This is a genomic window from Yoonia tamlensis (genome assembly GCF_900115105.1).
Taxonomy (GTDB): domain Bacteria; phylum Pseudomonadota; class Alphaproteobacteria; order Rhodobacterales; family Rhodobacteraceae; genus Yoonia; species Yoonia tamlensis.
Window position 1 is genome coordinate 1,691,226 of the sequence record NZ_FOYP01000001.1, and the last position, 25,300, is coordinate 1,716,525.

Genomic DNA, 25,300 nt, shown 5'->3' on the forward strand with positions numbered 1-25,300 from the left:
CGTAGGGTGGATCCTGATCCACCGCGCCTAGGCGGCAGGCATCCGTTTTTCAACAATTTCCGCCCACCAGCTACAGCCCGCCGGAATTGCGTCATCGTTGAAATTGTAGTGCGGGTTGTGCACATCGGCGCTGTCGCCATTACCCACCAGAATATAGGCGCCGGGACGTTCTTCGAGCATATAGGCAAAATCCTCGCCACCCATGACCAGCGGTGCCTCGGCGCAATCGCCCGATATGGATTTCGCCACATCCGCCGCAAATGCGGTCTGTTCGTCATGGTTCACCATGCAAGGATAGCCGTGATAATAGGTCACGTCGGCCTTGGCGCCCAAGGTCGCCGCCGTGCCTTCGCAAATCTCGGTCAGGCGTTTTTCGGCCAGTGCGCGCATCTCTTTTGACATGGTGCGCACGGTGCCTTTGATCTGGACACGCTGCGCGATCACGTTGAACGCTTTGGACGATGATTCAATCGAAGTCACCGACACAACAACCTGATCAACCGGATCCGCGTTGCGGCTGGCGATGGTTTGGAGCGCGTTCACGACCTGTGCTGCAACCACAATCGAATCGACTGTTTGGTGCGGTTTCGCCGCGTGACCGCCAAGCCCCTCGATGGTCACATCAAATTGGTCTGTGGCGGCAAAAAACGCGCCCGGACGGATCGCAAATGTGCCCACATCATGGCCCGGCCAATTGTGCATGCCGTAGACCTCTTGGATGCCCCAGCGGTCCATCATCCCGTCTTCGCACATCTCGCGGCCACCGCCGCCGCCCTCTTCGGCAGGCTGAAAGATCACCACAACTGTGCCGTCGAAATTGCGGGTTTCGGACAGGTATTTGGCAGCGCCCAGCAGCATGGCCGTATGGCCGTCATGGCCGCAGGCATGCATCGCGCCGTCAACCTTGGATTTGTAATCCAGCCCTGTTTGCTCAAAAATCGGCAGTGCATCCATATCCGCGCGCAGGCCAACAACCTTGCCGGATGTGTCGGATTTGCCTTTGATCACACCGACAACGCCCGTGCGCCCGATGCCGGTGACGATCTCGTCACAGCCGAATTCCTTGAGCTTTTCAGCGACGATGGCAGCCGTCCGATGCGTTTCAAACAGGATTTCGGGGTTTTCGTGCAAATCGCGGCGCCAGGCGGTGATTTCTGGCAGCAATTCTGCAAAACGATTCTTGACGGGCATGTCGTCTCTCCAGTGGGATATTTAGGTTTGTTAAAGGTTCGGACCAAGCACCAGCTTGGACCCGTCGGTAAAACGGGACAGCCTGAACCGCGTGATATCATGCGTCGGGGTTTTCCCAAGTGCAAGCCGTGCCGCAACCCGCCCAAAGCCGGGACCGATCCCGAACCCGTGACCGCACATGCCTGTGGCAATTGTCAGCCCCGCAATGGACTGCACCGTGTCGACCACCGGCACCACGTCCGGCATCGTGTCAATCATCCCCGCCCATGCGGTTTTGATCTGCACATCACCAAGCTGCGGGAAGGTATCGCAAAAGGCCTGGCGCATGGCCGCAAGCTTTCTGGCATTGGGTTTCGGGTTCAGGACACGCATTTTTTCAAACGGGCTGATTGCATCTGCGGCCCAGCGCCGCTGCGTTCCCCATGCATCGGGAAACCCGCGCGGGGCGCTTGCACGCAACCTTGTGCCAAGCGGGTTTTGCAGCAGTTGCGGTGCAAATTTTGCAAGCGCCCGAAACGCATCAGGCCCTACAAATATCTCATTATAACCGGATGGCGCCAGCGTATAGCCGCCATCAGCGCGCCTGCGAAATGCAAGCCGGTGATCCACGGCCGCACCGTCATGCACGTTATCGACCGGTTCGGTCGCCGCGACGGTGGCGCGCACGGATAGCTGCGGGATATTGATCCCGTGCCGCCGCAAAAACAGCGATGACCACGCCCCGCCCGCAACGACAACGGCACTGGTCTTGATCAGCCCCTGCTCTGTCACGACACCGGCTATGCGTCCGGCCGCAAGATCAAGCAGGCGCGCAGCGCAGTTTTCGACAAAAGTCACCCCATCTGCCGTTGCAGCACGCGCAATTGCAGGCACCGCCGTCCACGGCTCTGCCCGCAAATCCCCCGGCGTCCAAAGCGCGCCGGCCCAATCACCTTGCGCCCGTGGCAAGACATCCGCCAAGCCTGATTTGGTCACCACCCGCGTATCAATCCCGTGCGCCTTTGCATCGGGAATCCATGATGCATAGCGGTCCAGATCGGATTTGGTCTTGGCCAGAAACGACACGCCACCCTGCCGCAGCCCGATATCCGCACCGATCAGCGTGTTCATTTCGTGCCACATCTGCGCCGCTTCCTGCATGATCGGGATTTCGGCAGCGTCGCGCCCCTGCACCCGCACCCACCCCCAATTGCGCGAGGATTGTTCCGCCGCGATGCGTCCTTTTTCCAGCACAACAACCGATTGCCCCTGTTTGGCAATCTCCCAAGCGGTCATCACCCCGATGATCCCGCCGCCGATCACAACCACATCCGCCTTCGCCGGAGGCGGACCGGCGTAAGTAATTGGCGAATCAATAGAAATGGGGAATGGGGTCATCGTGATAGGCTTTCGATCAGATCTTTCATAAAGGCTTCGCCTTTTTCGAATTGCGCGGCCGAGATATATTCATTTGGCTGATGCGCCTGCGCGATATTGCCCGGACCGCAAACAACCACCGAATAGCCTTGCGCCTGAAAATGCCCGGCTTCGGTGCCATAGCTGACGACTTCGCTCGCATTTGCGCCGGTTAACCGCCGCGCGAGCCTTTCGGCGCTGCCATCGGTTTCAGGGGCAAGCCCAGGCAGTTCAAAGAATTGCGTCGCAGTGATTCCCGCATCGGGGTGGATCGCTTTCATTTCGGCCGCAAGCGCGGCCACTTTGGCCAAAAACCGATCGCGCCACGCGCCAATGCTTTCGCTTGGTACCACACGGAATGTCACGTCAAAGGTGCAGTCTTTGGCGGTGATATTATGCGCGGTGCCGCCGTTGATCGTACCGACATGCAGCGTGGTATAGGGCGGCACAAAACCGGCATCGCGCGCGGCGGGTGTTTTGGCGGCGTTCTCCGCATTTACCTGATTCGCCCAATCAATCAGCTTGGCACCCATCATGATCGCGCTCACACCCGTATGCAGCAGCGATGAATGGACCTCGAACCCGTGAAAATGCAGCTTATAGCCAATACCGCCCTTATGGCCCGTAACCACCGACATCATCGACGGTTCGCCAACAATCACGGTATCCGCGCGCGGCATGCCCATGCTGACCATGTGGTCAATCATTGGCGGCGCGCCGGTGCAGCCGATTTCTTCGTCATAGCTTAGCGCGATTTGCAGCGGGCGTTTCAGATCGGCTTTGGCCGCCTGTGTCAGCGCCCAGATTGCCAGCGCGTCAAACCCCTTCATGTCGCAGGTGCCGCGCCCGTAAATCTTGCCCTGACGCGTGGTCAATTTGAACGGATCACTGTCCCAGTTCTGCCCCGCCACAGGCACAACATCCGTATGTCCCGAAAGCACAACACCGCCGTCGATTTGGGGACCGACATGGGCATAAAGCGCCGCCTTGGTGCCATCTTCATTTGGCACGCGTTGTGACGCAATCCCGTGACCTTCCAAATATTTTTCAACAAAACCAATAAGGTCCAGATTCGAAACCGTGCTGACCGTGGGAAAGGAAACCAATCGTTCCAGCAATTGAGCAGCGCTCATTTCCATAAATAATCCTTTCTGTGCCGCGTTTGCAGCGATTTATCTGTGCAAGTGTTCAAATGGCTGGCAAATCATGTCTGGCGCGGCATCATCCGCATGGCAATTACGAAACGTCTTGCGGCCTCCAAAATAACTGTTACCGTTTGTTCAAAATCGCAATGCCTAATAAAAGCGCAATTGCAAAAAAATAATCCGAACCACGTGGGAGGTTCTATATGCCCGATGGGGCCTTGCCTGTTCTGGATGTCCAGAATCTCAAAACTGTATTCCAAACACGATCCGGCGAAGTCCATGCCGTGAATGACGTCAGCTTTTCGCTGCGCCCGGGTGAATTGCTGGGTGTTGTCGGCGAAAGCGGATCGGGAAAATCGGTCACGATGATGTCGCTTCTGGGGCTGTTGCCCTCGCCGCCCGCCGATGTGCGCGGCGGATCGGTGATGTTTGACAACAAGGACCTGCTGCACGTGGATGCAGAAACCCTGCGCGCCGTGCGCGGCGGAAAAATCGGGTTTGTGTTCCAGGACCCGATGACATCGCTTAATCCGGTGTTCAATGTTGGCATGCAGATCATGGAACCCCTGCGCAAACATATGGGCATGAACAAAAAACAGGCGGCGGCGCGCGCGCAAGAGCTGCTTGAACTTGTGGGAATCCCCGATGCCAAACGCCGCTTGGCCGATTACCCGCACCAGTTTTCTGGCGGCATGCGCCAACGCGTGATGATCGCAATCGCGCTGGCCTGTGATCCGCAGGTGCTGATTGCGGATGAACCGACAACGGCGCTTGATGTCACCATTCAGGCGCAGATCCTTGAACTGATGAAAGAGCTGCGCACGAAACTGGGCATGGCGGTGATCTGGATCACCCATGATCTGGGTGTGATTGCCGGTATCGCCGACCGCGTGATGGTCATGTATGGCGGTCAGGTCGTTGAACATGCGCCGGTGCATGATCTGTTTACCGACCCGCAGCATCCCTATACGCGCGCCTTGCTGAAAACCATTCCGTCCATCACAGGGGCGCGTGCCGCCCGCCTGACCGTGATCGAAGGCCAGCCTCCTATCCTCAAGGACGCGCCGGCCGCCTGCCCTTTCCGCAACCGCTGCGACGTTGCATTTGACCGCTGCGCAACCGAGAACCCGCCGCGTTATGATCTGGGTGCCGGTCATGACGCCGCCTGTTTTTTCGATGCCCGCACCGGAGCCCCACGCAATGCTTGATTCATCCCCGAAGCCGCTGGTCAGCGTGCGCGATCTTAAGATGCACTTTCCGATCCACGCAGGCCTTTTGCGCCGCCGTGTCGGCGAGGTCAAAGCCGTCGATGGCGTCAGTTTCGATGTGATGGAAGGCGAAACGCTGGGGCTTGTCGGCGAATCGGGCTGTGGTAAGTCTACTTGTGGTCGTGCTGTGTTACGGCTTTATGACATCACGTCGGGCGCGATCATGATTGATGGCGAAGACATCGGCGACAGCACGCAGGCGCAATTGCGCACCAAACGCCCCACCATGCAGATGGTGTTTCAAGACCCGCAAGCATCGCTGAACCCGCGCATGACCGTCGAAGCAATTATCAAGGAACCGCTTGATGAACACACAAAGCTGACCGAGGCCGAAAAGCGCGAAAAAGTCGGTGAACTAATGGATGCGGTCGGGCTGAACCGGCAATTTGCCAAACGCTACCCCCAAGCCTTTTCCGGAGGGCAGCGGCAACGGATCGGGATTGCCCGCGCGCTTGCGCTGAACCCTAAATTTATTGTCTGCGACGAACCGATTGCGGCGCTTGATGTGTCTATTCAGGCGCAGGTGGTGAACCTGCTCGAAGACCTGCAACAACAATTTGGGCTGACCTATCTTTTTATCAGTCACGATCTGTCGATGGTGCGCCATATCGCAACCCGCGTGGCGGTGATGTATCTGGGCAAGATTGTCGAACTCGCCCCGCGCGAGGCGCTTTATGCGGAACCCTTGCACCCCTATACCAAAGCATTGCTATCAGCGGTCCCCGAGCCGGACCCGAGTTTGGCGCGCGCCTCTGAACGGATCATCCTGCAAGGCGATGTGCCAAGCCCCGCGAACCCGCCGCAAGGCTGCAATTTTTGCACCCGTTGCCCCGCGGTCATGGACATCTGCAAGACAACAGAACCGGAATACAAAGAGGTGCGCCCCGGGCGGTTTACGGCCTGCCACCTCTACGAGAATAAGACAAACACTGCCGGATAAACGGCAGGTATCGAGGTCAAAAATGAGCACAACCAACAAGGAGAAGACAATATGAAACTCAAGACAGCACTGCTTGGCGCTGTTGCGACCGTTTCCCTCGCGCCCGCGGCATTCGCCGACGCGCATATGGGTGAACGTGGCCGCGACGGTCAGCTGAACATCATCTATTGGCAAGCGCCATCAATCCTGAACCCGTATCTTTCAGGTGGGACAAAAGACATTGAATCTGCCAGCTTGGTGATCGAACCGCTAGGTCGTTACGACCAAACCGGCGCATTGGTCCCTTATCTGGCTGCTGAAATCCCAACAGTTGGCAATGGCGGCGTGTCAGAAGACCTGACAACCATTACATGGAAGCTGCAAGAAGGCCTGCTTTGGTCCGACGGCACACCGCTGACATCAGCTGACGTCGTGTTTACGGCTGAATACTGTATGCACCCCGAAGGCGGCTGTGCGCAGCTGTCAAAATTCGAAGGTGTTGAAACCGTCGAAGCGATCGACGATCTGACTGTCAAAGTCACATTCAGCGGTCCACAGCCTAACCCATATGGTCCGTTCATGGGCGGCCAGTCCCCGATCCTTCAAGCCGCTCAATTTGCGGATTGTCTGGGCACAAAAGCACCGGAATGTACGGATGCGAACTTTGGCCCGATCGGCACAGGTCCGTTTGTCGTCACTGACTTCCGCACAAACGACGTGATCCAGCTGGTTGCGAACGAAAACTACCGCGATCCGAACAAACCAGCCTTTGCGACTGTGACCTTCAAAGGTGGCGGCGACGCAACTGCAGCGGGCCGTGCGGTTCTTGAAACCGGCGAATTCGACTATGCCTGGAACCTGCAACTGGCACCCGATGTGATTACATCAATGGCTGCTGCTGGTGTGGGTACGCCCGTATCCGCGTTCGGGACATTGGTCGAGCGTCTGGAAATGAACCTCACCGATCCATCTTCAGCACTTGAAGAAGGTGTGCGCTCTACTTCTGCAGCACCGCACCCATTCCTGAGCGACGAAGCCGTGCGCCGCGCGTTGTCTATGGCCATTGACCGCGACCTTCTGGTCGAAGTCGGCTATGGTCAGGCGGGTCGTCCGACTTGTAACCTTGTGCCTGGTCCAGAAGTCTATGCTTCAACTGAAAACACTGGCTGCTTGGTTCAAGACATCGAAGGCGCAAAAGCGCTTCTTGACGGTGCAGGCTGGGTTGACAGCAATGGCGACGGCATCCGTGAAAAAGATGGTGTTGAACTGCGCATTCTTTACCAAACTTCGACAAACGCCGTCCGTCAGGATTTCCAAGCGTTGATCAAAGAATGGTGGGGCGAAATCGGTGTTGAAACCGAACTGCGCAACATCGATGCGTCCGTGTTCTTTGGTGGCGACCCAGGTTCGCCTGATACATTCCAGCGTTTCTATGCAGATGTTGAAATGTACGCCAACAACTTTGACGGCACAGACCCACAAGCATATTTGTCAGCATACACATGTGACAAGATGCCAAGCCCTGAAACACAGTGGCAGGGTGAAAACATCAACCGTTTCTGTGACCCAGCCTATGACGCGCTGGTTGCGGAACTGGGTGCCACTGCTGACCAAGCAGAGCGTAGCCGCATCGCAATCGCGATGAACGACATGCTGACCAAAGACACGATGACAATCGTGCCGCTGGTTGACCGTGGTCGTGTGTCTGCGCATGCAAACAGCCTTGGTGGTGTGGTTCTGAACACTTGGGATTCCGAGCTGTGGAACGCAGCTGACTGGTACCGCATCGGCGACAACCGCTAAGCCCGCAACGTAGGGTGGATCATGATCCACCCTACCCGAAATATCCGACAGGGCGTTTAGTGGCGCCCTGTCACCAATCAAAGCTCTGACCAAAGGCGTTGCTACCGTGCTGATCTATACCATTCGCAGATTGCTCTTATCGATCCCGACGCTTTTGTTCATCGCTTTTGTGATTTTCATGCTGCTTGAACTTGCCCCCGGCGACCCGATGGCGCAAATGCCGCTGACAATCCCCCCCGAAGTCAAAGAAAAGATGCGCCTCGCCCTCGGGCTAGGAGAGCCATGGTACGTGCGCTTTCCGCTTTGGCTGAAACAGTTCTTTATTGTTGAGCCGCAATATTGGATCGACGGGGCCTTTGGCACCAATTTCGCCGATGGCGCACAGCGTATTATCAGCTTCCAGTCGCGCAGCCCCGTGTTTGACACTATCGCGCAGCGTATGCCCCAGACGCTTTGGGTTGTGGGTATGTCCTATGTGGTTGGCGTGCTGATCGCGCTGCCGATCGGTATCATCAGCGCATACCGCCAATATTCGGTCTTTGATCAGGCGGGTACATTCGTTTCTATGATCGGCTTTTCCGTTCCGCCGTTCTTTTCGGGGGTTCTGCTGATCGTTATTTTCTCGGTGCAGCTCAAATGGCTGCCGTCCATCTATGACACCACCCATGTCGTCACCGACATGGACAGCTTTGTTTTCCAGCTACGCCAGATGGTGATGCCCGTCATGGTACTTGCACTGCAAACCACGGCCCAAGTCAGCCGCTACATGCGGGCGTCCATGCTTGACAACCTTGGCCAAGACTACGTGCGCACCGCCCGCGCCAAGGGCATGTCCGAAAGCACCGTGGTCCTGAAACACGTGCTGCGCAATTCCATGATCCCCGTTGTGACCGTTATCGCGCTGGGTATTCCGTCAATCTTTGGTGGCGCGATCATTACTGAGCAGATCTTTAAAGTGAACGGCCTTGGCCAACTGCTGATCATTGCTTTGCAAGGCAACGATATTCCGATGGTCATGACCATCACATTCCTGCTGGCGGTGCTGATCGTCATGATGAACCTGATTGCCGATATTCTTTACGGTATTCTGGACCCGAGGATCCGCTATGACTGATACGACCGTGACCCCCGTCGAAAAACCCCGCAACCACTGGTGGGATGTCTGGGCACAGTTCCGCACCCATAAGGGCGCTGTCGCCGGGCTTGGCTTTCTTGTCTTTATCACGCTTTTTGTGACCGTCGGCCCCGTGATCTGGGACGTTGACCCAGGCAAGCTGAACATCCGCAACAAGGACGTGCGCCCGATCTATATGGCGCTGCTGGACAGTAACGCCAAGGTCAACTGGGCCAACCCGATGGGCACCGACAACCTTGGCCGCGATATTATGGCCAATATCATGGCCGGCGGGCGCGTGTCGCTGGCCGTGGGCTGGACCGCAATGATTTTGGCCGTGTTTATCGGCACGTTGATCGGCGTGTTGGCCGGCTATTTCAAACGGCTGGACGGGCTGTTGATGCGATTTACCGATCTTGTGCTCGCGCTGCCACTCTTGCCGCTACTGCTGGTTATGATGCTTTTGTTCCGCGATCCATTGCGGGCAACATTTGGCCCAGAAAACGGGATTTTCATCCTGATCGTAACCGGTATCGGCATCACGTCATGGATGCAGACCGCGCGGATTGTGCGCGGCGATGTGATGGCGCTGAAGGAACGCGAATTTGTGCTGGCTGCGCGGTCGATCGGGACACCAGCGCGCCGGATGATCACGCGGCATTTGTTGCCAAATGTGCTTTCGCCGATCATGGTTTCGGCCACACTGGGGCTGGCCACTGCGATCATCACGGAAAGTGCGCTGTCGTTTCTTGGCCTTGGCTTCCCGTCGGATTTCCCGACGTGGGGGAAGATCCTGTTTGATAGCGTTGACCGCATGACCGCATTCCCCGAACGGGTGATCTGGCCGGGCTTGGCGATTTCGCTGACCGTTCTGGCGGTGAACTATATCGGTGACGGGCTGCGCGACGCGTTGGACCCACGCATTCGCGGACATTAAACAGCTATGGGTTCAGATTGCGCCGCGATAATACGGTCAATCTCGGCCCGCGCATAGATACCTAGCTGGCGCTGTGCATCGCGCGCGGCGCCGTCCGGCAGATCTAGATCGCCCAGCACAATGATGTTTTCATCATTCACAAGGTTCGCAGGACCGGTGTAGTTAAAGCTACCCAAGATGATCAGGCCATCGTCCATGACCATCAGCTTGTGGTGGATTTTGCGCACACCGGTTCCGGTGCGGTTCTGATGCAGCGTCACACCACCCGACACAAGCGTATCCTTTGACGCCCATGTCTGGTTGGCCTGCCGTCGATCCAACACGCCATTCACACCGAGCCCCTTTTGCCGCGCATTCACAAGCGCATCGTCGATCCCGGAGGATTGCGAAAAGGTAAAGACCGCAAAATCAATCCGGTCCCTGGCTTTGATCATCTGCTTGATGAACTCCATTTCGGGCATGTGGTCGGGCGCAAACAGCGGCTTGATCCGGATGCCACCCACAAAATGGCCCTCAAGCGGTTTACGCGGCGTGGTCAGACTGCGCGCACCAAAAATACCTTGGCGTAGTTGCCGGAATTCACGCCCGTATTCGCGCGCGACTTCCACGTCATGGATCACACAGATATGGTTGAGGTTCTTAGTAACCCCCGTGGTGGTGAAATTGGTTGATCCGGTCAGCACGCTCGCCTTGTCGCGGATCATGAATTTCTGGTGGAAAATGGCGGGGTTATAATCGGCCTTTGCGTCCACCCCTGCCCGCAATATCCGCATCAGCAATTCGCGGTTTATTTCCTGCACCCCCAGACTATCGGGATCAGGCGCGTTTTTCTCGCGCAGGTAATCTTGCTCCATAATCGCGCGCACCCGCACGCCGCGGCGCGAGGCGGCAATCAGCGCATCCGCTATGGGGCGGTGGTCAAGCTCTTGGACACAAACCAAAAGTTCCGCCTGTGCGCCGTCAATAAAATCAATGATCGGCGCTTCCAGACTGTCGGGGGCCCCAAGCGTATCGGGGCCCATATGCAGGGTGATCGGGCCAGTCGTGATGAGCATTACCTGTCTCCATATCTGCGGCTGTTGCGATATGGTGCACCTTCTTTGCCAGCGCAGACAAGTGTGGTTTTCCTGACCGCCCCGCGCTGGCAGCCCCGAGGACCCTATTGGGAAACTGTGCGGACACCCCATGTTTGATAGGCAGCCAGTTCATCCGAACAGGGTTCAATCGTCAGCACCTTGATCTGGTTTGCATCACTGCGCCCCGAAACCGTGTCGGCACCAACCGTTACGCACATTTCGGCAGCAGAGGCCGGAACAATGGTGCCTGTCCCTTCAAAGGTGAATTCTTGCGCCGCACGCCCGTCACAAGCGGCAAGCGACAATGCGCTACCGGCATCGGTTGCATCGAGTGTCGCGCAAACGTCAAAATTGGTCATATAAAGCAGCCCTTGCGCAAATTTTTCAGTCTCGAAGGTCTGGTCATAGCCCAGTGCGCCACCGGGGCTATAGCAGGTATGCCCCTGCAAGCCGTCATCAGGGTTGGCCGCCTCTTCGCGTCCTTTTGCAATATCGATGCAATAGCCCGCTTGGGTATTGTCGAGCATATCAAGAAGATAGATTTCGACCGCCTCCGCCTGCGCGGTAGAGGCAGCACAAGTCAGCGCAAGCAAGGATGCGACGGGAAGGAATTTTTTCATCTGGGTTTTTCCGAATGTTTGTCTCGTTGAACTTATGTCAATTAAACGCGCGCGCATTGTAATCCCGTCGCAAAACAATCAAAAATTTCCGGCCTTGTCGCAGGCGCCAAATCCGGGGTGCCCGCGTAGGGTACTGCTAACCGACGACAATCCAAACGATGGTCAGCAGAACACAAAGATATACAATCATATTCATCATCGACCGGATCAGACCGGCATCCGCCTCTGGGTCGACCCCCATGCGTTCGCAGATTTTAGTTCCGGGCCACAAGATCAGGTCTGTCAGGGTCATTGCCGCACTCACTTTAAATAGGTATTTTGATTGCGTAATTTATGGCATTGTTAAATCCGCATTGCAAATGCTAATTAATGCCCATGCAGTTAGACAAATTCACAGATTACGCGCTGCGCATGCTAGTGGCCCTTGCCATGCGCGCGCCAGAGCGCGCCACCGCATCGGCGATCGCACAAGCCTATCGCATCTCGGAACACCATATGGCCAAGGTCGCGTCGCAACTTGCACGCGAAGGCTTTGTCATTTCCGAACGTGGACGCGGTGGCGGGCTGACGCTGGCGCGCGACCCCGCACAGATCAACATCGGCGCGGTTGTGCGGGCGCTCAAGGCCGATAGCCCTGTGGTCGCTTGCTTTGGCAGTGACAAATCATGCGTGATCATGCCCGCCTGCGGGTTGCGCACCCCGCTACAACGCGCGCAAGAGGCGTTCTTTGCCGTGCTTGATGAATACACGCTTGCAGATGTCACGACGTCACGCGCCGGACTATCCGCGCTGCTGACCCCGCAGACTTAAAAAGGCCCCGCCAATTTAATGGCGGGGCCAATCCGTAGGGTGGATCTTGATCCACCGCCCTTAGTCGATTTTTGGCAGCAATTCGTCCAGCGACTTTTTCGCGTCACCATAGAACATCCGCGTGTTTTCCTTGAAGAACAGCGGGTTTTCGATACCTGAATAGCCAGTCCCCTGCCCGCGTTTGGATACAAACACTTGCTTGGCCTTCCAGCATTCCAGAACCGGCATCCCAGCGATCGGGCTGTTTGGATCGTCTTGCGCCGCAGGGTTCACGATGTCGTTTGACCCGATCACGATAGCAACATCCGTTTTCGGAAAGTCGTCATTGATCTCGTCCATCTCCATCACGATGTCATAGGGCACTTTGGCTTCGGCCAGCAGCACGTTCATATGGCCCGGCAAACGTCCCGCAACGGGGTGAATGGCGAAACGCACGTTCTTGCCCTGCGCACGCAGCTTGCGGACCAGTTCTGCAACGGATGCCTGCGCCTGTGCCACGGCCATGCCGTAACCGGGGATGATCACGATGCTGTCCGCCTCGTTCAGCGCGGTAGCAACCCCGTCTGAATCAATTGCGATCTGCTCGCCTTCGACTGCCATTTGCGGGCCCGAAGTACCACCAAAGCCGCCAAGGATCACCGATACAAAACTACGGTTCATCGCCTTACACATGATATAAGACAAGATCGCACCGGACGAGCCGACAAGCGCACCGACAACAATCAACAGATCATTCCCAAGGCTGAAACCAATCGCCGCTGCCGCCCAGCCGGAATAGCTGTTGAGCATCGACACAACGACAGGCATATCCGCGCCGCCAATCCCCATGATCAGGTGGTAACCGATAAAGAGCGCCGCCAATGTCATCACGAAGAGCGGAAAGAAACCGCCGGTGTTGAAATACCAGATCAGGCAGATCACAGATAGCGCGGCAGCACCCGCGTTCAGCATGTGACCGCCGGGCAGTTTGACCGCCTTTGAATTCACCTTGCCCGCCAGTTTGCCATAGGCAATGACTGATCCGGTGAATGTCACCGCACCGATAAAGATGCCCAAGAACAATTCAACCCGCAGGATGTTGATCTCGACGGGTGACTTATGCGCGATCAAGGCCGCAAATGTGCCAAGGTCTTCGCCATGCGCGCCGCCCAAAACATTGCCGATCTCGAAATGCGCGATAAAGCCCACGAATACCGCGGCCAGCCCGACAAGGCTGTGCATCGCCGCGACCAGTTCGGGCATTTGCGTCATCTGTACCTTGGTAGCCAGCATATAGCCGATAGCACCGCCGCCCGCGATCAGGATCAGCGACAAGAGCCATAGCCCGCTGCCCGGTCCGATCAATGTTGCAAACACCGCCAGCGCCATGCCCGCAATGCCGTACCATACTGCGCGTTTTGCGCTTTCTTGTCCTGATAGCCCCCCAAGAGAGAGAATAAACAGAACCGCTGCGACCACGTAAGCCGCTGTTGTAAATCCGAAATCCATTTGTTCTTACTCCGCTTTAAGACTTTTGGAACATGGCAAGCATGCGCCGTGTCACGAGGAACCCACCAAAGATATTGATCCCCGTCATAAAGACCGACAGTGCGGCCAATAAGATCACGAGGAACGACCCTGATCCGATCTGCATCAAGGCCCCCAAAATGATGATCGACGAAATCGCGTTGGTCACCGCCATCAGCGGCGTGTGCAGTGAATGCGATACGTTCCAGATCACCTGGAAGCCCACGAACACCGACAGAACAAACACGATAAAGTGCTGCATAAAGCTGGCGGGCGCGACAAGCCCAACACCCAGCAGAAGCGCGGCACCAACCACCAACAATGTCACTTGGTTTTTCGTCTGCGCCTTGAAATCGGCCACTTCTTTGGCGCGCTTTTCTTCGGCTGTCAGCTCTTTCGGGGCCTCTTTTTTCGGGGCCGCCGCGATTGCTGCGATCTTGGGTTTGGGCGGCGGGAATGTGACTTCGCCTTTGTAGGTTGCGGTCGCGCCACGGATCACATCGTCTTCCATGTTGTGATTTGGCTGCCCGTCTTTCTCAGGGGTCAAATCGGTCATCATGTGGCGGATGTTGGTTGCATAAAGCGTTGACGCCTGCGCCGCCATCCGGCTTGGGAAGTCGGTGTAACCGATGATGGTCACGCCGTTTTCAGTGACGATTTTTTCGTCTTTGACAGTCAGTTTGCAGTTCCCGCCACGTTCTGCCGCAAGGTCAATGATGACGGAACCGGGTTTCATGCTGTCGACCATATCTTTGGTCCACAGTTCCGGCGCGTCACGGCCCGGGATCAACGCGGTGGTGATCACGATATCCATATCGGGCGCGATTTCGCGGAACTTGGCCAATTGGGCCGCCGCAAATTCGGGGCTGGACACGGCGGCATAGCCACCTGTTGCGGCGCCGTCCTGCTGTTCTTCCTTGAAATCAAGGAACACAAATTCCGCACCCATCGATTCGACCTGTTCGGCCACTTCGGGGCGCACGTCAAACGCATAGGTGATCGCACCAAGGCTGGTAGATGTGCCAATTGCGGCCAATCCGGCAACGCCTGCACCAACGACCAGAACCTTAGCCGGCGGCACCTTGCCCGCTGCGGTAATCTGCCCAGTAAAGAACCGGCCAAAATTGTTGCCGGCCTCGATCACAGCGCGGTAGCCTGCGATATTGGCCATGGACGACAGCGCGTCCATCTTTTGCGCGCGGCTGATGCGCGGCACCATGTCCATCGCGATGACAGTAGCGCCTTTTTTGTTGGCAGCCTCCATCAATGCGGCGTTCTGGGCCGGATAGAAAAATGAAATCAATGTCTGATCTGCTTGCAGGCGTTTTACTTCTGTATCAGATGGCGGCTGGACCTTGGCAACAATATCGGCGGCCTTGAACAGCGCCGCACCCGTTTTCACCACCTCGACGCCCGCGTCGATATAGGCCTGATCAGAGAAACCTGCCGCAATGCCCGCGCCGGTTTCAATCAGGCAGGTATAGCCCAGCTTTTGCAAATCCTTGGCCGAGGCAGGGGTCATCGCGACCCTGTTCTCGCCCGGAGAGCTTTCTTTTGGTGTCCCGATTTTCACAGATAATCCCCTATTTTACCAGTCAGCGGTCGGCGCGTAATTACATAGTATACTAACATATTACAACTCCCGAACCCCTGTTTTTCATATGTTATGCGCTAACAGTCACAGCCAGCGCGGCGTTTTTTGACAATAACGCGCGAATTCCGCATGGAACTTGCGTCGCAGCCTGTCCTCCTCTGGAATGATAAACCGCTGCTGAAGCGTTGCCATCAGCAAAGCAACCAAAACCAAGCCAACCGGCGCGTCCCAACGCAGGCAAAGCCCTGCCAAGACCATGAGATCGCCCAAATAAATCGGATTACGCGTGCGCCCGAATATCCCTGTGGTCACAAGTCTGTCCGCGTCGCGGTGCGGCACGATTGTTGTGCGATGCCGGCGCATTTCAACGGCGGCCAGCAGCATCAGAACGATGCCAGCGCCAACGGCCAAACCGCCCAGTAAATCGGTGAACGGGCCACCAAAACGCAATGCCATCGGCTGCACGCGCCCGACCATCCAGACACATACGGCGGCAAGCCCAAGCCAAACTGGCGGTATATCGATCCATTTCATGCAATGACATTGCCCCGCACATTTTGGCTTGTCCATGTGGATTCAACAGATACGCTGGGTCAAAAATGGGGGCGGCATGGAACATACCGGAAAACACGCGCTGGTTACGGGCGGCGGCACGGGGATCGGGGCGGCGATTGCCACCGCATTGGCGCAAGCCGGCGCCGAGGTCACGATCACCGGCCGCAGGTCGGCACCGCTGCACGATCTTGCCGCCAAGCAGCCGCGTCTGCACCCGCTTGTCATGGATGTCAGCGATGAAACATCTGTCCACGAAGGCGTGGCCCAAGCCGCCGCTGCGCGCGGTCCGGTCCGTATTTGTGTGGCCAACGCGGGGATCGCAACCGCGCAACCCTTTGCCAGAACCCGCCTGAATGACTGGCGTGAAATCATGACGACGAATCTGGATGGGGTTTTTCTGACCCTGCAAGCCGCGCTTGCAACCCTGCCCAAAGACATGTCGGGGCGGATGATCGGGGTTAGCTCAATCGCCGGCGTGCGCGGGCTGAAAAACGGGGTCACATATACGGCCAGCAAATACGGGGTGATCGGGCTGATGCGCGGATTGTCCGAGGAATACATGGGCGGTCCGGTGACGTTTAACGCGCTTTGTCCAGGATATGTCGACACGGATATTGTGCGCGGCCAAGTTGCAGGGCTACAATCAAAATTCGGCATGACCCGCGATGCCGCCACGGCAGTATTTGCCGCTGGAAACCGCCATGGTAGATTGCTAGGCGTTGATGAAATCGCCGCTGCGGCCATGTGGCTAGCCAGCGACGGCGCGCAAAGCGTGAACGGCCAAACACTTGAAATATCGGGCGGTCAAACCTGCCCCTAAAAGGATAATCCCATGATTTTTACGATCTTCGCACTGATAATTGCTGCGATCCATGTCTATATTGCTGTACTTGAAATGCTGCTGTGGGATAAACCGCGCGGTCGCCGTGTGTTTCGCACCACCGCCGAATTTGCGGCCCAAACAAAGATGATGGCTCTGAATCAAGGGCTGTATAACGGGTTTCTGGCTGCCGGAATTCTGGTGGGGCTGGTCTTGGGCAATACGCAACTGACCGCTTTCATCGTCAGCTGTGTATTGGTTGCGGGTGTGGTTGGCTATCTGAGCGGGTTCAAGACCGCGCTTTATGTGCAGTCCATTCCTGCGGCGATTGCCATTTCAGCGCTGACTGTCGGCCTATGACGGATTTTGCCGCGACCAAGGCCCAATTCGATCTGCCCGAAGGCATGATCTATCTGGATGGCAATTCACTGGGGCCCCTGCCACAAGCGGCCAAAGCCCGCGTTGCGCAAGCGGTGGCGGATGAATGGGGGCAGATGCTGATTACTGGCTGGAACAAGGCCGGTTGGATGGCGCAGCCCACCGCATTGGGGGACCGTATCGGGCGGCTTATCGGTGCCGAACAGGGGCATGTGGTTCTGGGCGACACATTATCGGTCAAGGTCTATCAGGCCCTTGCCGCCGCCGTGGATCTGGTGCCCGACCGCCGCGTGATCCTGACCGATAGCGGCAATTTTCCGTCCGACATCTATATGGCCGAAGGGTTGATCAAATCGCTGGGGCGCGGATACGCGCTGCGCGTGGTTGCCCCCGAAGATGTCGCCGACGCCATCACGGATGACGTGGCCGTCCTAATGCTGACCGAGGTCGACTACCGCAGCGGGCGCATGCATGACATGAAGGCGCTTACTGCCAAGGCGCATGCCGCAGGCGTGGTCACGGTTTGGGATCTGGCGCATTCAGCAGGCGCATTGCCCGTGGATGTCGCCGGATGCGGCGCAGATTTCGCGGTAGGCTGCACCTATAAATATCTTAATGGCGGGCCGGGCGCGCCTGCGTTTATTTATGTCGCACCTCGCCACATTGACCGCTGCCAGCCTGCGCTTTCGGGGTGGCTGGGGCATGCGGCGCCATTTGCCTTTGATCTGGATTACCGCCCCGGCACGGGGATTGAACGGATGCGCGTCGGCACCCCGCCTGTCTTGCAAATGGCCGCGCTTGGGTCCGCGCTCGATATTTGGGATCAAGTTGATATGCAGGCACTGCGTGCGGCTTCTATCGCCCTGTCTGAACAGTTTATCGCAGGGGTTGAAGCCACCTGCCCGATGCTGGTGCTTGCCAGCCCGCGCGACGCGGCGCTGCGCGGCAGTCAGGTATCGTTCCGTTTTGAACAGGGCTATGCCGCGATGCAGGCCTGTATTGCACGCGGGCTGGTCGGCGATTTTCGCGCGCCAGACATCATGCGGTTTGGATTTACGCCTTTGTTTATTGACACCGACGACATCACCCGTGCCGTGAACATAGTGGCGGATGTGATGCAAAACCGGCTTTGGGATGATGCCAAATATCAGACCCGCGCCGCGGTGACCTAAGCCTCATCCAAGAACGACGTGTCCCCCGATGCGGGCGGCACGTCATAGCCGTGGATTTGCAAATTCAGCGCCGCCCCGAGCAAGATCAGATAGGCGGTGACATATAGCCACAAAAGCAGCCCGATGACCGCACCGATTGATCCGTAGACCTCGTTATAGCTGGCGAAATTCGTCAGATAGAATGACAGCCCCAAAGAGGCCGCGATCCACAAGATCACCACAACAAATGCGCCGACCGTCATCCAACGGCCGCGCGGGCCGATGCGGGCCGGCCCAAAGCGGTACAAAAGGCTTAGGCCCATCATCAGCACCGAAAGCGCGATCAGCCAGCGCGCACCTTCTACGATCCATGCGGTTGATGCGGCAACCGGCACAAACGCCAGCACAAGCGGCAGGATCACAACAGCAGTCAGCGCGACAATCGCCAAGGACACCAGCGCAATTGTCAGCGCAAAGGCAATCAACATTTGCAAAATACCGTTGCGCTGCCGCTGCCCCGCGATCGCGTTCAGCCCGCCGATCAACCCGCCGACCCCCGCCCGACACGACCAAAGCGCCAGCACGATCGACACGACCGTCGCCCAGCCCAGCTTTTCGGGCGGGGCCATCACCAGCCGGTTCACTTGGGTCGATAGCAACCTGTAAGCATCTTGCGGGATGATTTCATCCATCAAAGCAAGCTGTTCTGCAATCACCAGCGGATCGGCCAGCAGCCCAAAAATAGCGATGACCGCCGCAATGCCCGGAAAAATGCCAAACATGCCAAAAAATGCAACGCCTGCCGCGATCAGCCCGAGGTGCTTTTTTCCGGCCATGTCCCAAACCGCATAAAGGACACGCCACAGCTGTTTGACCTTTGCCATTTCCGGCACCCTTAAACCTTTGCGTTCCGCTATACTTAGGCCATCACAGGCGCAATTACCACGCAGCACGGCACATCCGAAAATTTCATTCGCCAGCTCGCAAGTCTCGGGGTAGGCTTGGGTTAAGCGGCACAAAGCCCGCATACAGGCAGAGCATTTTGGACAAGTTGACACAGCATATTAACACGCTGGCAGAGCATCTCTTGCAGGTCGGGGACGCACGCCAGATCATCGCAATCACCGGCGCGCCGGCTTGCGGCAAATCCACATTGGCCATTGAACTGGCGCGGCGGTTGACTGCCCAGCGCCGTTCGGCGGTGGTGGTGCCGATGGACGGGTTCCATTTGGACAACGCGGTGCTGGCAGACATGGGGCTTGGCCCGCGCAAGGGTGCGCCCGAGACATTTGACGCCGACGGGTTCATCCGGCTGGTCCACGCGCTGAAATCCGGCCGCGATGTTTATGCGCCGAAATTCGACCGCACCCGTGATCTTGCAATTGCAGGCGCGGTCAAAATTCCTGCGGCCACGCAATTTGTGATCGTCGAAGGCAATTATCTGATGTTCGATGAAAACCCATGGCGCGAACTTGTGCCGCTTTGGGATGTCACTGCGCGGTTAGAGGTCGCGATGCCCGAATTGCGCGCCCGCCTGATCCACCGCTGGCTAAGCCTGAACCACACCCGCATGGTCGCCACAAGACGCGCCGAAGGCAATGATATTCCCAATGCGCAGCGCGTGGTCGATCGCGCCTTGCCCTGCGATTTCACGCTCGACGGGCAACCGCACCTTAGCTGATCCACACCAGCGTCAGCGCCGGAAACAATAGCAAAAGCGCCACGCGCACAATATCCGAACAGACAAAATACAGCACCGCGCGATAGGTCTGGGATATCGGCGTGTTGCGATCCATGTTGTTGATAATAAACAGGTTCATACCCACAGGCGGGGTGATTAACCCGACTTCGACCACGATCAGGACGATGATCCCGAACCAGATCGCGACCTGTTCGGTTGTCATCCCGAAATCCAGCCCACTGATCACCGGCCACAGGATCGGCACGGTCAACAGGATCATCGAAAGGCTGTCCATCAGACAGCCCAAGACCAGATAGCTGAGCAGAATAAGGATCATCACCATCCACGGGTTGAACCCCTGCGAGGTGACCCAAGTCGCCAGTTCTTGCGGCACATGGGTGAGCGCCAGAAACCCGTTATAAAACGCCGCCCCCAGCACGATAAAAAAGATCATCCCGCTGCCTGTCGCCGTCTCGATGATCGCACCGCGTAGCGCAGTCCAGTTTAGGCTGCCTGCAAACAGCGCAATCAGCGCTGTGCCTGCTGCGCCAACAGCGGCCCCTTCGGTGGGGGTGAACCAACCTTGGTAAATGCCGCCCACAACCAGCCCGAAGACCGCAACGACCGGCCAGACGGCGCCCATCGCCTTGATCCGCGCGCGATATGGCATCGGTGCTTGGGTGCCTGCCGCATCTGGGTGGCGGCGCACATAGATTGCGATGGTGATCATATAGCCAAGGGCCGCCAGGATGCCGGGGATAATCGCCGCTGCGAACAGTTTGGCGATATTCTGGTCGGTCAACATAGCATAGATGACCAAAATCACCGAAGGCGGGATCAAAATGCCCAATGTCCCGCCTGCTGCCAGTGTCGCGGTCGAAAACCCGCCCGCATAGCCGAACTTGCGCAACTCTGGCAGGGCGACCCTGCTCATGGTGGCGGCGGTGGCAAGCGATGATCCGCAGATCGCACCGAACCCTGCGCAGGCCCCGACCGCGGCCATTGCCATACCGCCCTTGCGGTGGCCAAGCCACGCCTGTGCTGCGCGAAACAATGCTTGGGACATGCCTGACAGGGTTGCAAATTGCCCCATCAACAAGAACATCGGGATGATCGACAGGTTGTAATTGGAAAAGGTCGCATAGGTTTCGGATTTCAGCCGCGCCATGAATACGGTGGTGCCATCCGTGGCCAGATACAGCCCGCCAATGCCGCAGATCAACATCGCCAGCCCGATCGGCGCGCGCGCAAAGATCAGCACCAAAAGCACCGGAAACGACAGGTAACCAAGGGCAAGATCACTCAGCATCGGCCCGCCCTCCCATGATCTGCACCGCCGCGCAATAGGCGCTGACACAACAGGCAATGACCGCCGCGCCAAAACAGGCCGCATAGGCCCACCAGACCGGAAACTGGATCAGATAGCTGGTGTCGCCATAGCGGTATTTATCTTGCAGCCCGTCAAACAGCCGCCAGCTGATCAGCAACATAATGGCCAGCATCACAAGCGCCCAGAACGCATCCATCTGCTGTCGGGTATTGGCCGAAAGCCCCGTCGTAAACACATCAACACGCGCATGTGCGCCCGATAGTTGTGTGATCGGCAAGAACGCAAAAACGGCAAAGGCAGTACCGGCTTCGACCAGTTCAAAATCGCCAAGGATCGGCCCCAGCCCCCGCGCCAGCAGCCAATCACCGGCCGCCCCCAGATAGCCTGCATGTGCCAGATCCCCCAGCGCGCGCCCGCCGACACTGACACAAACAGCGCCAATAACCGCACAAAGCGCGATCCCGCCCAGCAGCGCCATGGTTCTGGCGCAAAAACCTATCACACGGTGGGCGATCATCATTTTATCGCTTTTTGGCTTTCGGGGTGGGACTGCAAAGCAAATGCACCATCACGTGATTTCTATGTTTATTGCGTTGTTTTGACACCGGCACTACCCTATTTACGTCTCACGCGATAGCTTCGCGCTTAACTGGGGGCAAGCCCCCTTTGCAGATCAGGATAGTGATAACCTTGTCGCAGTCATTGCCACCCCTTGATGATCTGGTTGCCTGCCATCATTGCGATACGTTGCATGTCGCACAGGATCTTCCCGATCGGGCCCGTGCCTATTGCCAGCGCTGCGGGTCGGTCATGATGACCACCCAGTCGACGGCAATTGCGCGTGTGCTCAGCCTTGCGATAACGGCGTTTGTCTTGCTGATTGCAGCGATCAGTTTTCCGTTTTTGGCGCTGGATGCCAAAGGGTTACATAACACAACTTCGGTGATTGATGCGGTACTTGCCTTTAATGAAGGCTATGCATTTCCGCTCGCTGTTGCTGTGGCTTTCTTTATTATCATCATCCCGCTGACGCGGTTGGGAGCGCTGATCTACGCGCTGGGACCGCTTGCGCGTGACAAGCCTGCGCATGCTGGTGCCAAACGCGCCTTCGGGCTTGCCGAACAACTGCGCCCGTGGAGCATGGCCGAAATTTTTATCGTCGGGGTCACTGTGGCCCTGATCAAAGTGGCCGGCCTTGCGGCGGTCACAATCGGGCCCGCGTTCTGGGCTTTTGCGGGGGTGGTGATTGTCACCGTTCTCAAGGATCAAATGATTTGCAGGTATTCGATTTGGGAAGCACTGGAACAACAGCCGGATTGATCACCGCACGCAACGCAGGGCTGGTTGCATGCCAGCGGTGCGGGCAGGTGCATGCAATCGGAACAGCCTATTGCAAACGTTGCGAAGGGCGATTGCAAAGCCGCGACACGCAAAGCCTGCAAAAGGTCTGGGCCTGGCTGATCGCCGGAATAATTGCCTATTTTCCGGCAAATATCTATCCGATGCTGCTGACCAATACATTGGTGGAACATTCCGAAAGCACAATCATCGGCGGGGCGGTGGACCTGATGCATCACGGGGCAATCGGCATTGCGCTAATCGTGCTTTTTGCATCGGTGGTTATCCCGATTGGCAAGTTTGGGGCAATTATTTATCTTGCCCTAAGCGTCCAAAGCAAATCGGCCCGTAACCCCCATGAACGTCACAAAGCCTATGAACTTGTCGAATTTATCGGGCGCTGGTCGATGATCGACGTTTTTGTTGTTGCGATCCTTTCGGCCATGGTCCAACTGAACACAGTTGCCACCATCAACCCAGGTATCGCTGCACTTAGCTTTGCGTTATCAGTTATATTCACGATGCTATCGGCGCAAAGCTTTGACTCGCGCCTTATTTGGGATGCCGACAAACCATGACCGACACAAATCCGCCTCGCCCTGCACGTCTAGACGTGCGTCCGGTCAAGCGCCCGATCTGGCAACGGTTTTCTTTGGTCTGGCTTGCGCCGGTGCTGGCGCTTGCGGTCTCGCTGGGTGCGGCGTGGAAGAACTATGCCGATCGTGGCACGCTGATTGTCATCAGCTTTGAAAATGCCGCCGGCGTTGCGGCGGGCGAAACGTTGATCAAATACCGCGACGTCACTGTCGGCAAAGTCGAAACTGTCGAATTTGCGCCCGGTCTTGGCGATGTGCTTGTGCATGCGCGGATCGACAAGGATGTCGCCCCCTATCTGGATGATGATGCCGAATTCTGGGTGGTCCGCCCCGATGTCTCTGTGCGCGGGATTACCGGGCTCGATACAGTGCTGTCTGGCGTTTATATTCAAGGCAACTGGGACACCGAGGCCGATGTCGCCCAGTTTGAATTCACCGGCCTTGAACGCCCGACCCTGACCCTTGCAGGTCAGGACGGCACACGTATTATTCTGCGCGCAACCGACGGCAGCACCGTATCTGCGGGCGCGCCTGTGCTGCACAAGGGGATCGAGGTCGGCTATCTTGAAACCCCTGAACTGAATTTTGACGGCAGCGAAGTTATCGTCGCGGCCTTTATCGAAAGCCCCTACGACCGCCGGATCACAACAAGCACCCGTTTTTGGGATACGTCGGGCTTCTCGGTTTCATTTGGTGCCGGCGGGGTTTCATTGAACGTGAATTCGCTTGCCTCGTTGATCGAAGGCGGGGTTGCTTTTGACACAGTCGTATCAGGCGGTGCCACCATCGATGACGGGCATCTGTTTTCTATTTTCAATAACGAACAATCCGCCCGCGAAAGCCTGTTCACCGATCCCGATGCTGAATTGCTGCATGTCGCCGTCCTGTTCGAAGAATCCGTCAGCGGCCTGACAGTCGGATCCGAGGTCCGGTTCCAAGGGATCCGCGTCGGCGAGGTTTCCGAGATCAGCGCGATTGTTGTCGGCGAAGGCGATACTGCACAGGTCCGGCTGCAAACTGTTCTCGCGATCGAACCTGCGCGGCTAGGTATGCCCGCAGGATCGACCAATGATGATGCGATTGCGCTTTTGTCTGATTTCGTGTCCCGCGGGCTGCGCGCCCGTATGGTGACCGGCAATATTCTGTCAGGCTCATTGATGATCCAACTGGCCGAAATCGAGGATGCGCTGCCCGCCATTATGACCCGCGCGGTCGGCCCCTACCCCGTCATCCCGACCACGGATTCGCAAATTTCGGATGTGGCCGCCACCGCCGAAGGCGTTCTGGCGCGGATCAATGCGCTTCCGGTCGAAGAACTGATGGATGGCGCGATTGATCTGATGGACAGTCTGGAACGGCTGGCTAACGACGACAGCACCCGTCAGGCACCGCAATCGCTGGTCGCGCTGCTGGATGAAAGCCGCGCATTGATTGCCAATGACGATTTGCAAAACGTGCCTGCGGACCTGCGCGCCGTGATTGCGGAACTCGATTCCATCGTGGCCCGCGCCAATGAACTGGACATTGTGGGTGATATTGACGGCGTTGTTGCCAGCGCCGCGCAAACCGTTGCCAGCATCCAAACCGCCACACAAAACCTGCCGCAGATCACCGCCAACATCGAAGCCCTGACCGCCAAGGCCAATGCGCTCGAGCTTGAGGCGCTTGTGGCATCAGCGGGCAGCACGCTTGATTCCATCGACGCACTGATCGCCAGCGACGACACGATGGACCTGCCTGGCACGGTGAATGGCGCGCTTGATGAAATGCGCGTATTTCTGGCCGAGGTCCGCGAAGGCGGGGCCATCGAAAACGTCAACGCCGTGCTTGCATCCGCGAATGAGGCCGCCCAAGCCGTCGAAGAGGCGGTCGCGGGCCTGCCCGAACTATCCGCGCGCGCCAACAGCCTTGTCGCGCAAACCCAAGCCGTGATCGAAAGCTATGGCGAACGATCGCGCTTTAACGCCGAAACCATGGCGACGCTGCGCGATATCCAATCTGCGGCAGATGCGCTGACCGCGCTTGCACGCACCATTCAACGCAACCCAAGTTCACTGCTGACAGGACGTTAAA

At 57.3% G+C, this 25,300-nt stretch carries 25 protein-coding genes; 13 read left to right on the forward strand and 12 right to left on the reverse strand.

Annotation, left to right across the window (positions count from 1 at the left end; translation table 11 throughout):
• Positions 1 to 27: 27 nt before the first annotated feature.
• The 3 genes from BM320_RS08800 to argE are packed head-to-tail and all read right to left on the reverse strand — an operon-like array spanning position 28 to position 3,725.
• Positions 28 to 1,191, reverse strand: a complete 1,164-nt coding sequence (locus BM320_RS08800; RefSeq protein ID WP_090199068.1) for a M20 aminoacylase family protein — start codon at positions 1,189 to 1,191, stop codon at positions 28 to 30.
• 30 nt (positions 1,192 to 1,221) lie between these two features.
• Entirely contained in the window at positions 1,222 to 2,568 is a 1,347-nt protein-coding gene (locus BM320_RS08805) for an NAD(P)/FAD-dependent oxidoreductase (RefSeq protein ID WP_090199070.1), read from the reverse strand.
• Positions 2,565 to 3,725, reverse strand: a complete 1,161-nt coding sequence (argE, locus tag BM320_RS08810; protein WP_090199073.1) for an acetylornithine deacetylase — start codon at positions 3,723 to 3,725, stop codon at positions 2,565 to 2,567. Before argE ends, BM320_RS08805 begins: the two co-directional genes overlap by 4 nt.
• Positions 3,726 to 3,934: 209 nt before the next feature.
• On the opposite strand from argE, the gene BM320_RS08815 reads away from it, so the two are divergent.
• The 5 genes from BM320_RS08815 (at position 3,935) to BM320_RS08835 (ending at position 9,772) form a co-directional block, all read left to right on the forward strand.
• On the forward strand, positions 3,935 to 4,939 hold the full coding sequence (locus BM320_RS08815; RefSeq protein WP_090199075.1) for an ABC transporter ATP-binding protein: 1,005 nt from the start codon (positions 3,935 to 3,937) through the stop codon (positions 4,937 to 4,939).
• Positions 4,932 to 5,939 carry an ABC transporter ATP-binding protein gene (locus BM320_RS08820; protein ID WP_090200499.1) on the forward strand — a complete coding sequence of 336 codons (1,008 nt, stop codon included), beginning with the start codon at positions 4,932 to 4,934 and terminating at the stop codon, positions 5,937 to 5,939. Before BM320_RS08815 ends, BM320_RS08820 begins: the two co-directional genes overlap by 8 nt.
• A 51-nt stretch (positions 5,940 to 5,990) precedes the next feature.
• Entirely contained in the window at positions 5,991 to 7,721 is a 1,731-nt protein-coding gene (locus BM320_RS08825) for a peptide ABC transporter substrate-binding protein (protein ID WP_090199077.1), read from the forward strand.
• Between the two features lie 106 nt (positions 7,722 to 7,827).
• Positions 7,828 to 8,835 (forward strand): ABC transporter permease, encoded by a 1,008-nt coding sequence (locus tag BM320_RS08830; protein ID WP_090199080.1) that lies wholly within the window; start codon positions 7,828 to 7,830, stop codon positions 8,833 to 8,835.
• Positions 8,828 to 9,772: an ABC transporter permease gene (locus BM320_RS08835; RefSeq protein WP_090199083.1), complete on the forward strand. Its 945-nt coding sequence runs from the start codon at positions 8,828 to 8,830 to the stop codon at positions 9,770 to 9,772. Before BM320_RS08830 ends, BM320_RS08835 begins: the two co-directional genes overlap by 8 nt.
• Here BM320_RS08835 and BM320_RS08840 read toward each other — a convergent pair.
• The 3 genes from BM320_RS08840 to BM320_RS16405 all read right to left on the reverse strand — a co-directional run bounded on the left by BM320_RS08840 (position 9,769) and on the right by BM320_RS16405 (position 11,760).
• Positions 9,769 to 10,827, reverse strand: coding sequence for a phospholipase D-like domain-containing protein (locus BM320_RS08840; RefSeq protein ID WP_165615012.1), 1,059 nt, complete (start codon positions 10,825 to 10,827; stop codon positions 9,769 to 9,771). The genes BM320_RS08835 and BM320_RS08840 overlap by 4 nt on opposite strands.
• A gap of 104 nt (positions 10,828 to 10,931) precedes the next feature.
• A complete protein-coding gene (locus tag BM320_RS08845) occupies positions 10,932 to 11,468 on the reverse strand; it encodes a ricin-type beta-trefoil lectin domain protein (protein ID WP_090199089.1) in 537 nt (178 codons plus the stop codon).
• Positions 11,469 to 11,604: 136 nt separating this feature from the next.
• On the reverse strand, positions 11,605 to 11,760 hold the full coding sequence (locus BM320_RS16405) for a hypothetical protein (protein ID WP_165615013.1): 156 nt from the start codon (positions 11,758 to 11,760) through the stop codon (positions 11,605 to 11,607).
• A gap of 77 nt (positions 11,761 to 11,837) precedes the next feature.
• Here BM320_RS16405 and BM320_RS08850 point away from each other — a divergent pair, with 77 nt between their 5' ends.
• Positions 11,838 to 12,278 carry an RrF2 family transcriptional regulator gene (locus BM320_RS08850; protein WP_242650980.1) on the forward strand — a complete coding sequence of 147 codons (441 nt, stop codon included), beginning with the start codon at positions 11,838 to 11,840 and terminating at the stop codon, positions 12,276 to 12,278.
• Between the two features lie 60 nt (positions 12,279 to 12,338).
• Here BM320_RS08850 and BM320_RS08855 read toward each other — a convergent pair whose 3' ends face one another.
• The 3 genes from BM320_RS08855 to BM320_RS08865 all read right to left on the reverse strand — a co-directional run bounded on the left by BM320_RS08855 (position 12,339) and on the right by BM320_RS08865 (position 15,912).
• Positions 12,339 to 13,766 carry an NAD(P)(+) transhydrogenase (Re/Si-specific) subunit beta gene (locus BM320_RS08855; RefSeq protein WP_090199095.1) on the reverse strand — a complete coding sequence of 476 codons (1,428 nt, stop codon included), beginning with the start codon at positions 13,764 to 13,766 and terminating at the stop codon, positions 12,339 to 12,341.
• A 16-nt stretch (positions 13,767 to 13,782) separates the two neighbouring features.
• Entirely contained in the window at positions 13,783 to 15,357 is a 1,575-nt protein-coding gene (locus tag BM320_RS08860; RefSeq protein ID WP_090199098.1) for a Re/Si-specific NAD(P)(+) transhydrogenase subunit alpha, read from the reverse strand.
• A 105-nt stretch (positions 15,358 to 15,462) separates the two neighbouring features.
• Complete coding sequence (locus BM320_RS08865; protein ID WP_090199102.1) at positions 15,463 to 15,912, reverse strand: methyltransferase family protein; 450 nt, start codon at positions 15,910 to 15,912, stop codon at positions 15,463 to 15,465.
• A 76-nt stretch (positions 15,913 to 15,988) separates the two neighbouring features.
• Here BM320_RS08865 and BM320_RS08870 point away from each other — a divergent pair, with 76 nt between their 5' ends.
• Genes BM320_RS08870 through kynU form a run of 3 tightly spaced genes read left to right on the forward strand, consistent with a single transcriptional unit; the run spans position 15,989 to position 18,303 of the window.
• The gene (locus BM320_RS08870) at positions 15,989 to 16,753 is read left to right on the forward strand and encodes an SDR family NAD(P)-dependent oxidoreductase (protein ID WP_090200501.1); all 765 of its coding nucleotides are present in this window, start codon (positions 15,989 to 15,991) and stop codon (positions 16,751 to 16,753) included.
• Positions 16,754 to 16,765: 12 nt separating this feature from the next.
• Positions 16,766 to 17,113 (forward strand): DUF1304 domain-containing protein, encoded by a 348-nt coding sequence (locus tag BM320_RS08875; RefSeq protein WP_090199104.1) that lies wholly within the window; start codon positions 16,766 to 16,768, stop codon positions 17,111 to 17,113.
• Complete coding sequence (kynU, locus tag BM320_RS08880; protein ID WP_090199107.1) at positions 17,110 to 18,303, forward strand: kynureninase; 1,194 nt, start codon at positions 17,110 to 17,112, stop codon at positions 18,301 to 18,303. Before BM320_RS08875 ends, kynU begins: the two co-directional genes overlap by 4 nt.
• Here kynU and BM320_RS08885 read toward each other — a convergent pair.
• Entirely contained in the window at positions 18,300 to 19,166 is an 867-nt protein-coding gene (locus BM320_RS08885; protein WP_090199110.1) for a YihY/virulence factor BrkB family protein, read from the reverse strand. The two genes, kynU and BM320_RS08885, sit on opposite strands and share 4 nt — an antisense overlap.
• Before the next feature lie 158 nt (positions 19,167 to 19,324).
• Between BM320_RS08885 and BM320_RS08890 the strand changes: the two genes are divergently transcribed.
• On the forward strand, positions 19,325 to 19,963 hold the full coding sequence (locus BM320_RS08890) for a nucleoside/nucleotide kinase family protein (RefSeq protein WP_090199113.1): 639 nt from the start codon (positions 19,325 to 19,327) through the stop codon (positions 19,961 to 19,963).
• Here the strand turns inward: BM320_RS08890 and BM320_RS08895 are convergent.
• Both BM320_RS08895 and BM320_RS08900 read right to left on the reverse strand, forming a co-directional pair.
• The gene (locus BM320_RS08895) at positions 19,956 to 21,269 is read right to left on the reverse strand and encodes a TRAP transporter large permease (protein WP_090200502.1); all 1,314 of its coding nucleotides are present in this window, start codon (positions 21,267 to 21,269) and stop codon (positions 19,956 to 19,958) included. The genes BM320_RS08890 and BM320_RS08895 overlap by 8 nt on opposite strands.
• The gene (locus BM320_RS08900; protein ID WP_242650981.1) at positions 21,262 to 21,813 is read right to left on the reverse strand and encodes a TRAP transporter small permease; all 552 of its coding nucleotides are present in this window, start codon (positions 21,811 to 21,813) and stop codon (positions 21,262 to 21,264) included. The genes BM320_RS08895 and BM320_RS08900 overlap by 8 nt, the downstream gene beginning before the upstream one ends.
• Before the next feature lie 170 nt (positions 21,814 to 21,983).
• Here BM320_RS08900 and BM320_RS08905 point away from each other — a divergent pair, with 170 nt between their 5' ends.
• From BM320_RS08905 to BM320_RS08915, 3 genes are read left to right on the forward strand one after another with little or no spacing between them, the layout of a single operon-like run.
• The gene (locus tag BM320_RS08905) at positions 21,984 to 22,613 is read left to right on the forward strand and encodes a paraquat-inducible protein A (protein ID WP_242650982.1); all 630 of its coding nucleotides are present in this window, start codon (positions 21,984 to 21,986) and stop codon (positions 22,611 to 22,613) included.
• The gene (locus BM320_RS08910) at positions 22,568 to 23,209 is read left to right on the forward strand and encodes a paraquat-inducible protein A (protein WP_242650983.1); all 642 of its coding nucleotides are present in this window, start codon (positions 22,568 to 22,570) and stop codon (positions 23,207 to 23,209) included. The genes BM320_RS08905 and BM320_RS08910 overlap by 46 nt, the downstream gene beginning before the upstream one ends.
• Positions 23,206 to 25,299, forward strand: a complete 2,094-nt coding sequence (locus BM320_RS08915; RefSeq protein ID WP_090199119.1) for a PqiB family protein — start codon at positions 23,206 to 23,208, stop codon at positions 25,297 to 25,299. Before BM320_RS08910 ends, BM320_RS08915 begins: the two co-directional genes overlap by 4 nt.
• Position 25,300: the final 1 nt, after the last annotated feature.

Bases quoted from the DNA above. Each gene is read 5' to 3' on its own strand.
- BM320_RS08800 (WP_090199068.1), bottom strand. From the start codon at position 1,191: ATGCCCGTCAAGAATCGTTTTGCAGAATTGCTGCCAGAAATCACCGCC.
- BM320_RS08805 (WP_090199070.1), bottom strand. From the start codon at position 2,568: ATGACCCCATTCCCCATTTCTATTGATTCGCCAATTACTTACGCCGGT.
- argE (WP_090199073.1), bottom strand. From the start codon at position 3,725: ATGGAAATGAGCGCTGCTCAATTGCTGGAACGATTGGTTTCCTTTCCC.
- BM320_RS08815 (WP_090199075.1), top strand. From the start codon at position 3,935: ATGCCCGATGGGGCCTTGCCTGTTCTGGATGTCCAGAATCTCAAAACT.
- BM320_RS08820 (WP_090200499.1), top strand. From the start codon at position 4,932: ATGCTTGATTCATCCCCGAAGCCGCTGGTCAGCGTGCGCGATCTTAAG.
- BM320_RS08825 (WP_090199077.1), top strand. From the start codon at position 5,991: ATGAAACTCAAGACAGCACTGCTTGGCGCTGTTGCGACCGTTTCCCTC.
- BM320_RS08835 (WP_090199083.1), top strand. From the start codon at position 8,828: ATGACTGATACGACCGTGACCCCCGTCGAAAAACCCCGCAACCACTGG.
- BM320_RS08840 (WP_165615012.1), bottom strand. From the start codon at position 10,827: ATGCTCATCACGACTGGCCCGATCACCCTGCATATGGGCCCCGATACG.
- BM320_RS08845 (WP_090199089.1), bottom strand. From the start codon at position 11,468: ATGAAAAAATTCCTTCCCGTCGCATCCTTGCTTGCGCTGACTTGTGCT.
- BM320_RS16405 (WP_165615013.1), bottom strand. From the start codon at position 11,760: ATGACCCTGACAGACCTGATCTTGTGGCCCGGAACTAAAATCTGCGAA.
- BM320_RS08850 (WP_242650980.1), top strand. From the start codon at position 11,838: ATGCCCATGCAGTTAGACAAATTCACAGATTACGCGCTGCGCATGCTA.
- BM320_RS08855 (WP_090199095.1), bottom strand. From the start codon at position 13,766: ATGGATTTCGGATTTACAACAGCGGCTTACGTGGTCGCAGCGGTTCTG.
- BM320_RS08865 (WP_090199102.1), bottom strand. From the start codon at position 15,912: ATGAAATGGATCGATATACCGCCAGTTTGGCTTGGGCTTGCCGCCGTA.
- BM320_RS08870 (WP_090200501.1), top strand. From the start codon at position 15,989: ATGGAACATACCGGAAAACACGCGCTGGTTACGGGCGGCGGCACGGGG.
- BM320_RS08875 (WP_090199104.1), top strand. From the start codon at position 16,766: ATGATTTTTACGATCTTCGCACTGATAATTGCTGCGATCCATGTCTAT.
- kynU (WP_090199107.1), top strand. From the start codon at position 17,110: ATGACGGATTTTGCCGCGACCAAGGCCCAATTCGATCTGCCCGAAGGC.
- BM320_RS08885 (WP_090199110.1), bottom strand. From the start codon at position 19,166: ATGGCAAAGGTCAAACAGCTGTGGCGTGTCCTTTATGCGGTTTGGGAC.
- BM320_RS08900 (WP_242650981.1), bottom strand. From the start codon at position 21,813: ATGATGATCGCCCACCGTGTGATAGGTTTTTGCGCCAGAACCATGGCG.
- BM320_RS08915 (WP_090199119.1), top strand. From the start codon at position 23,206: ATGACCGACACAAATCCGCCTCGCCCTGCACGTCTAGACGTGCGTCCG.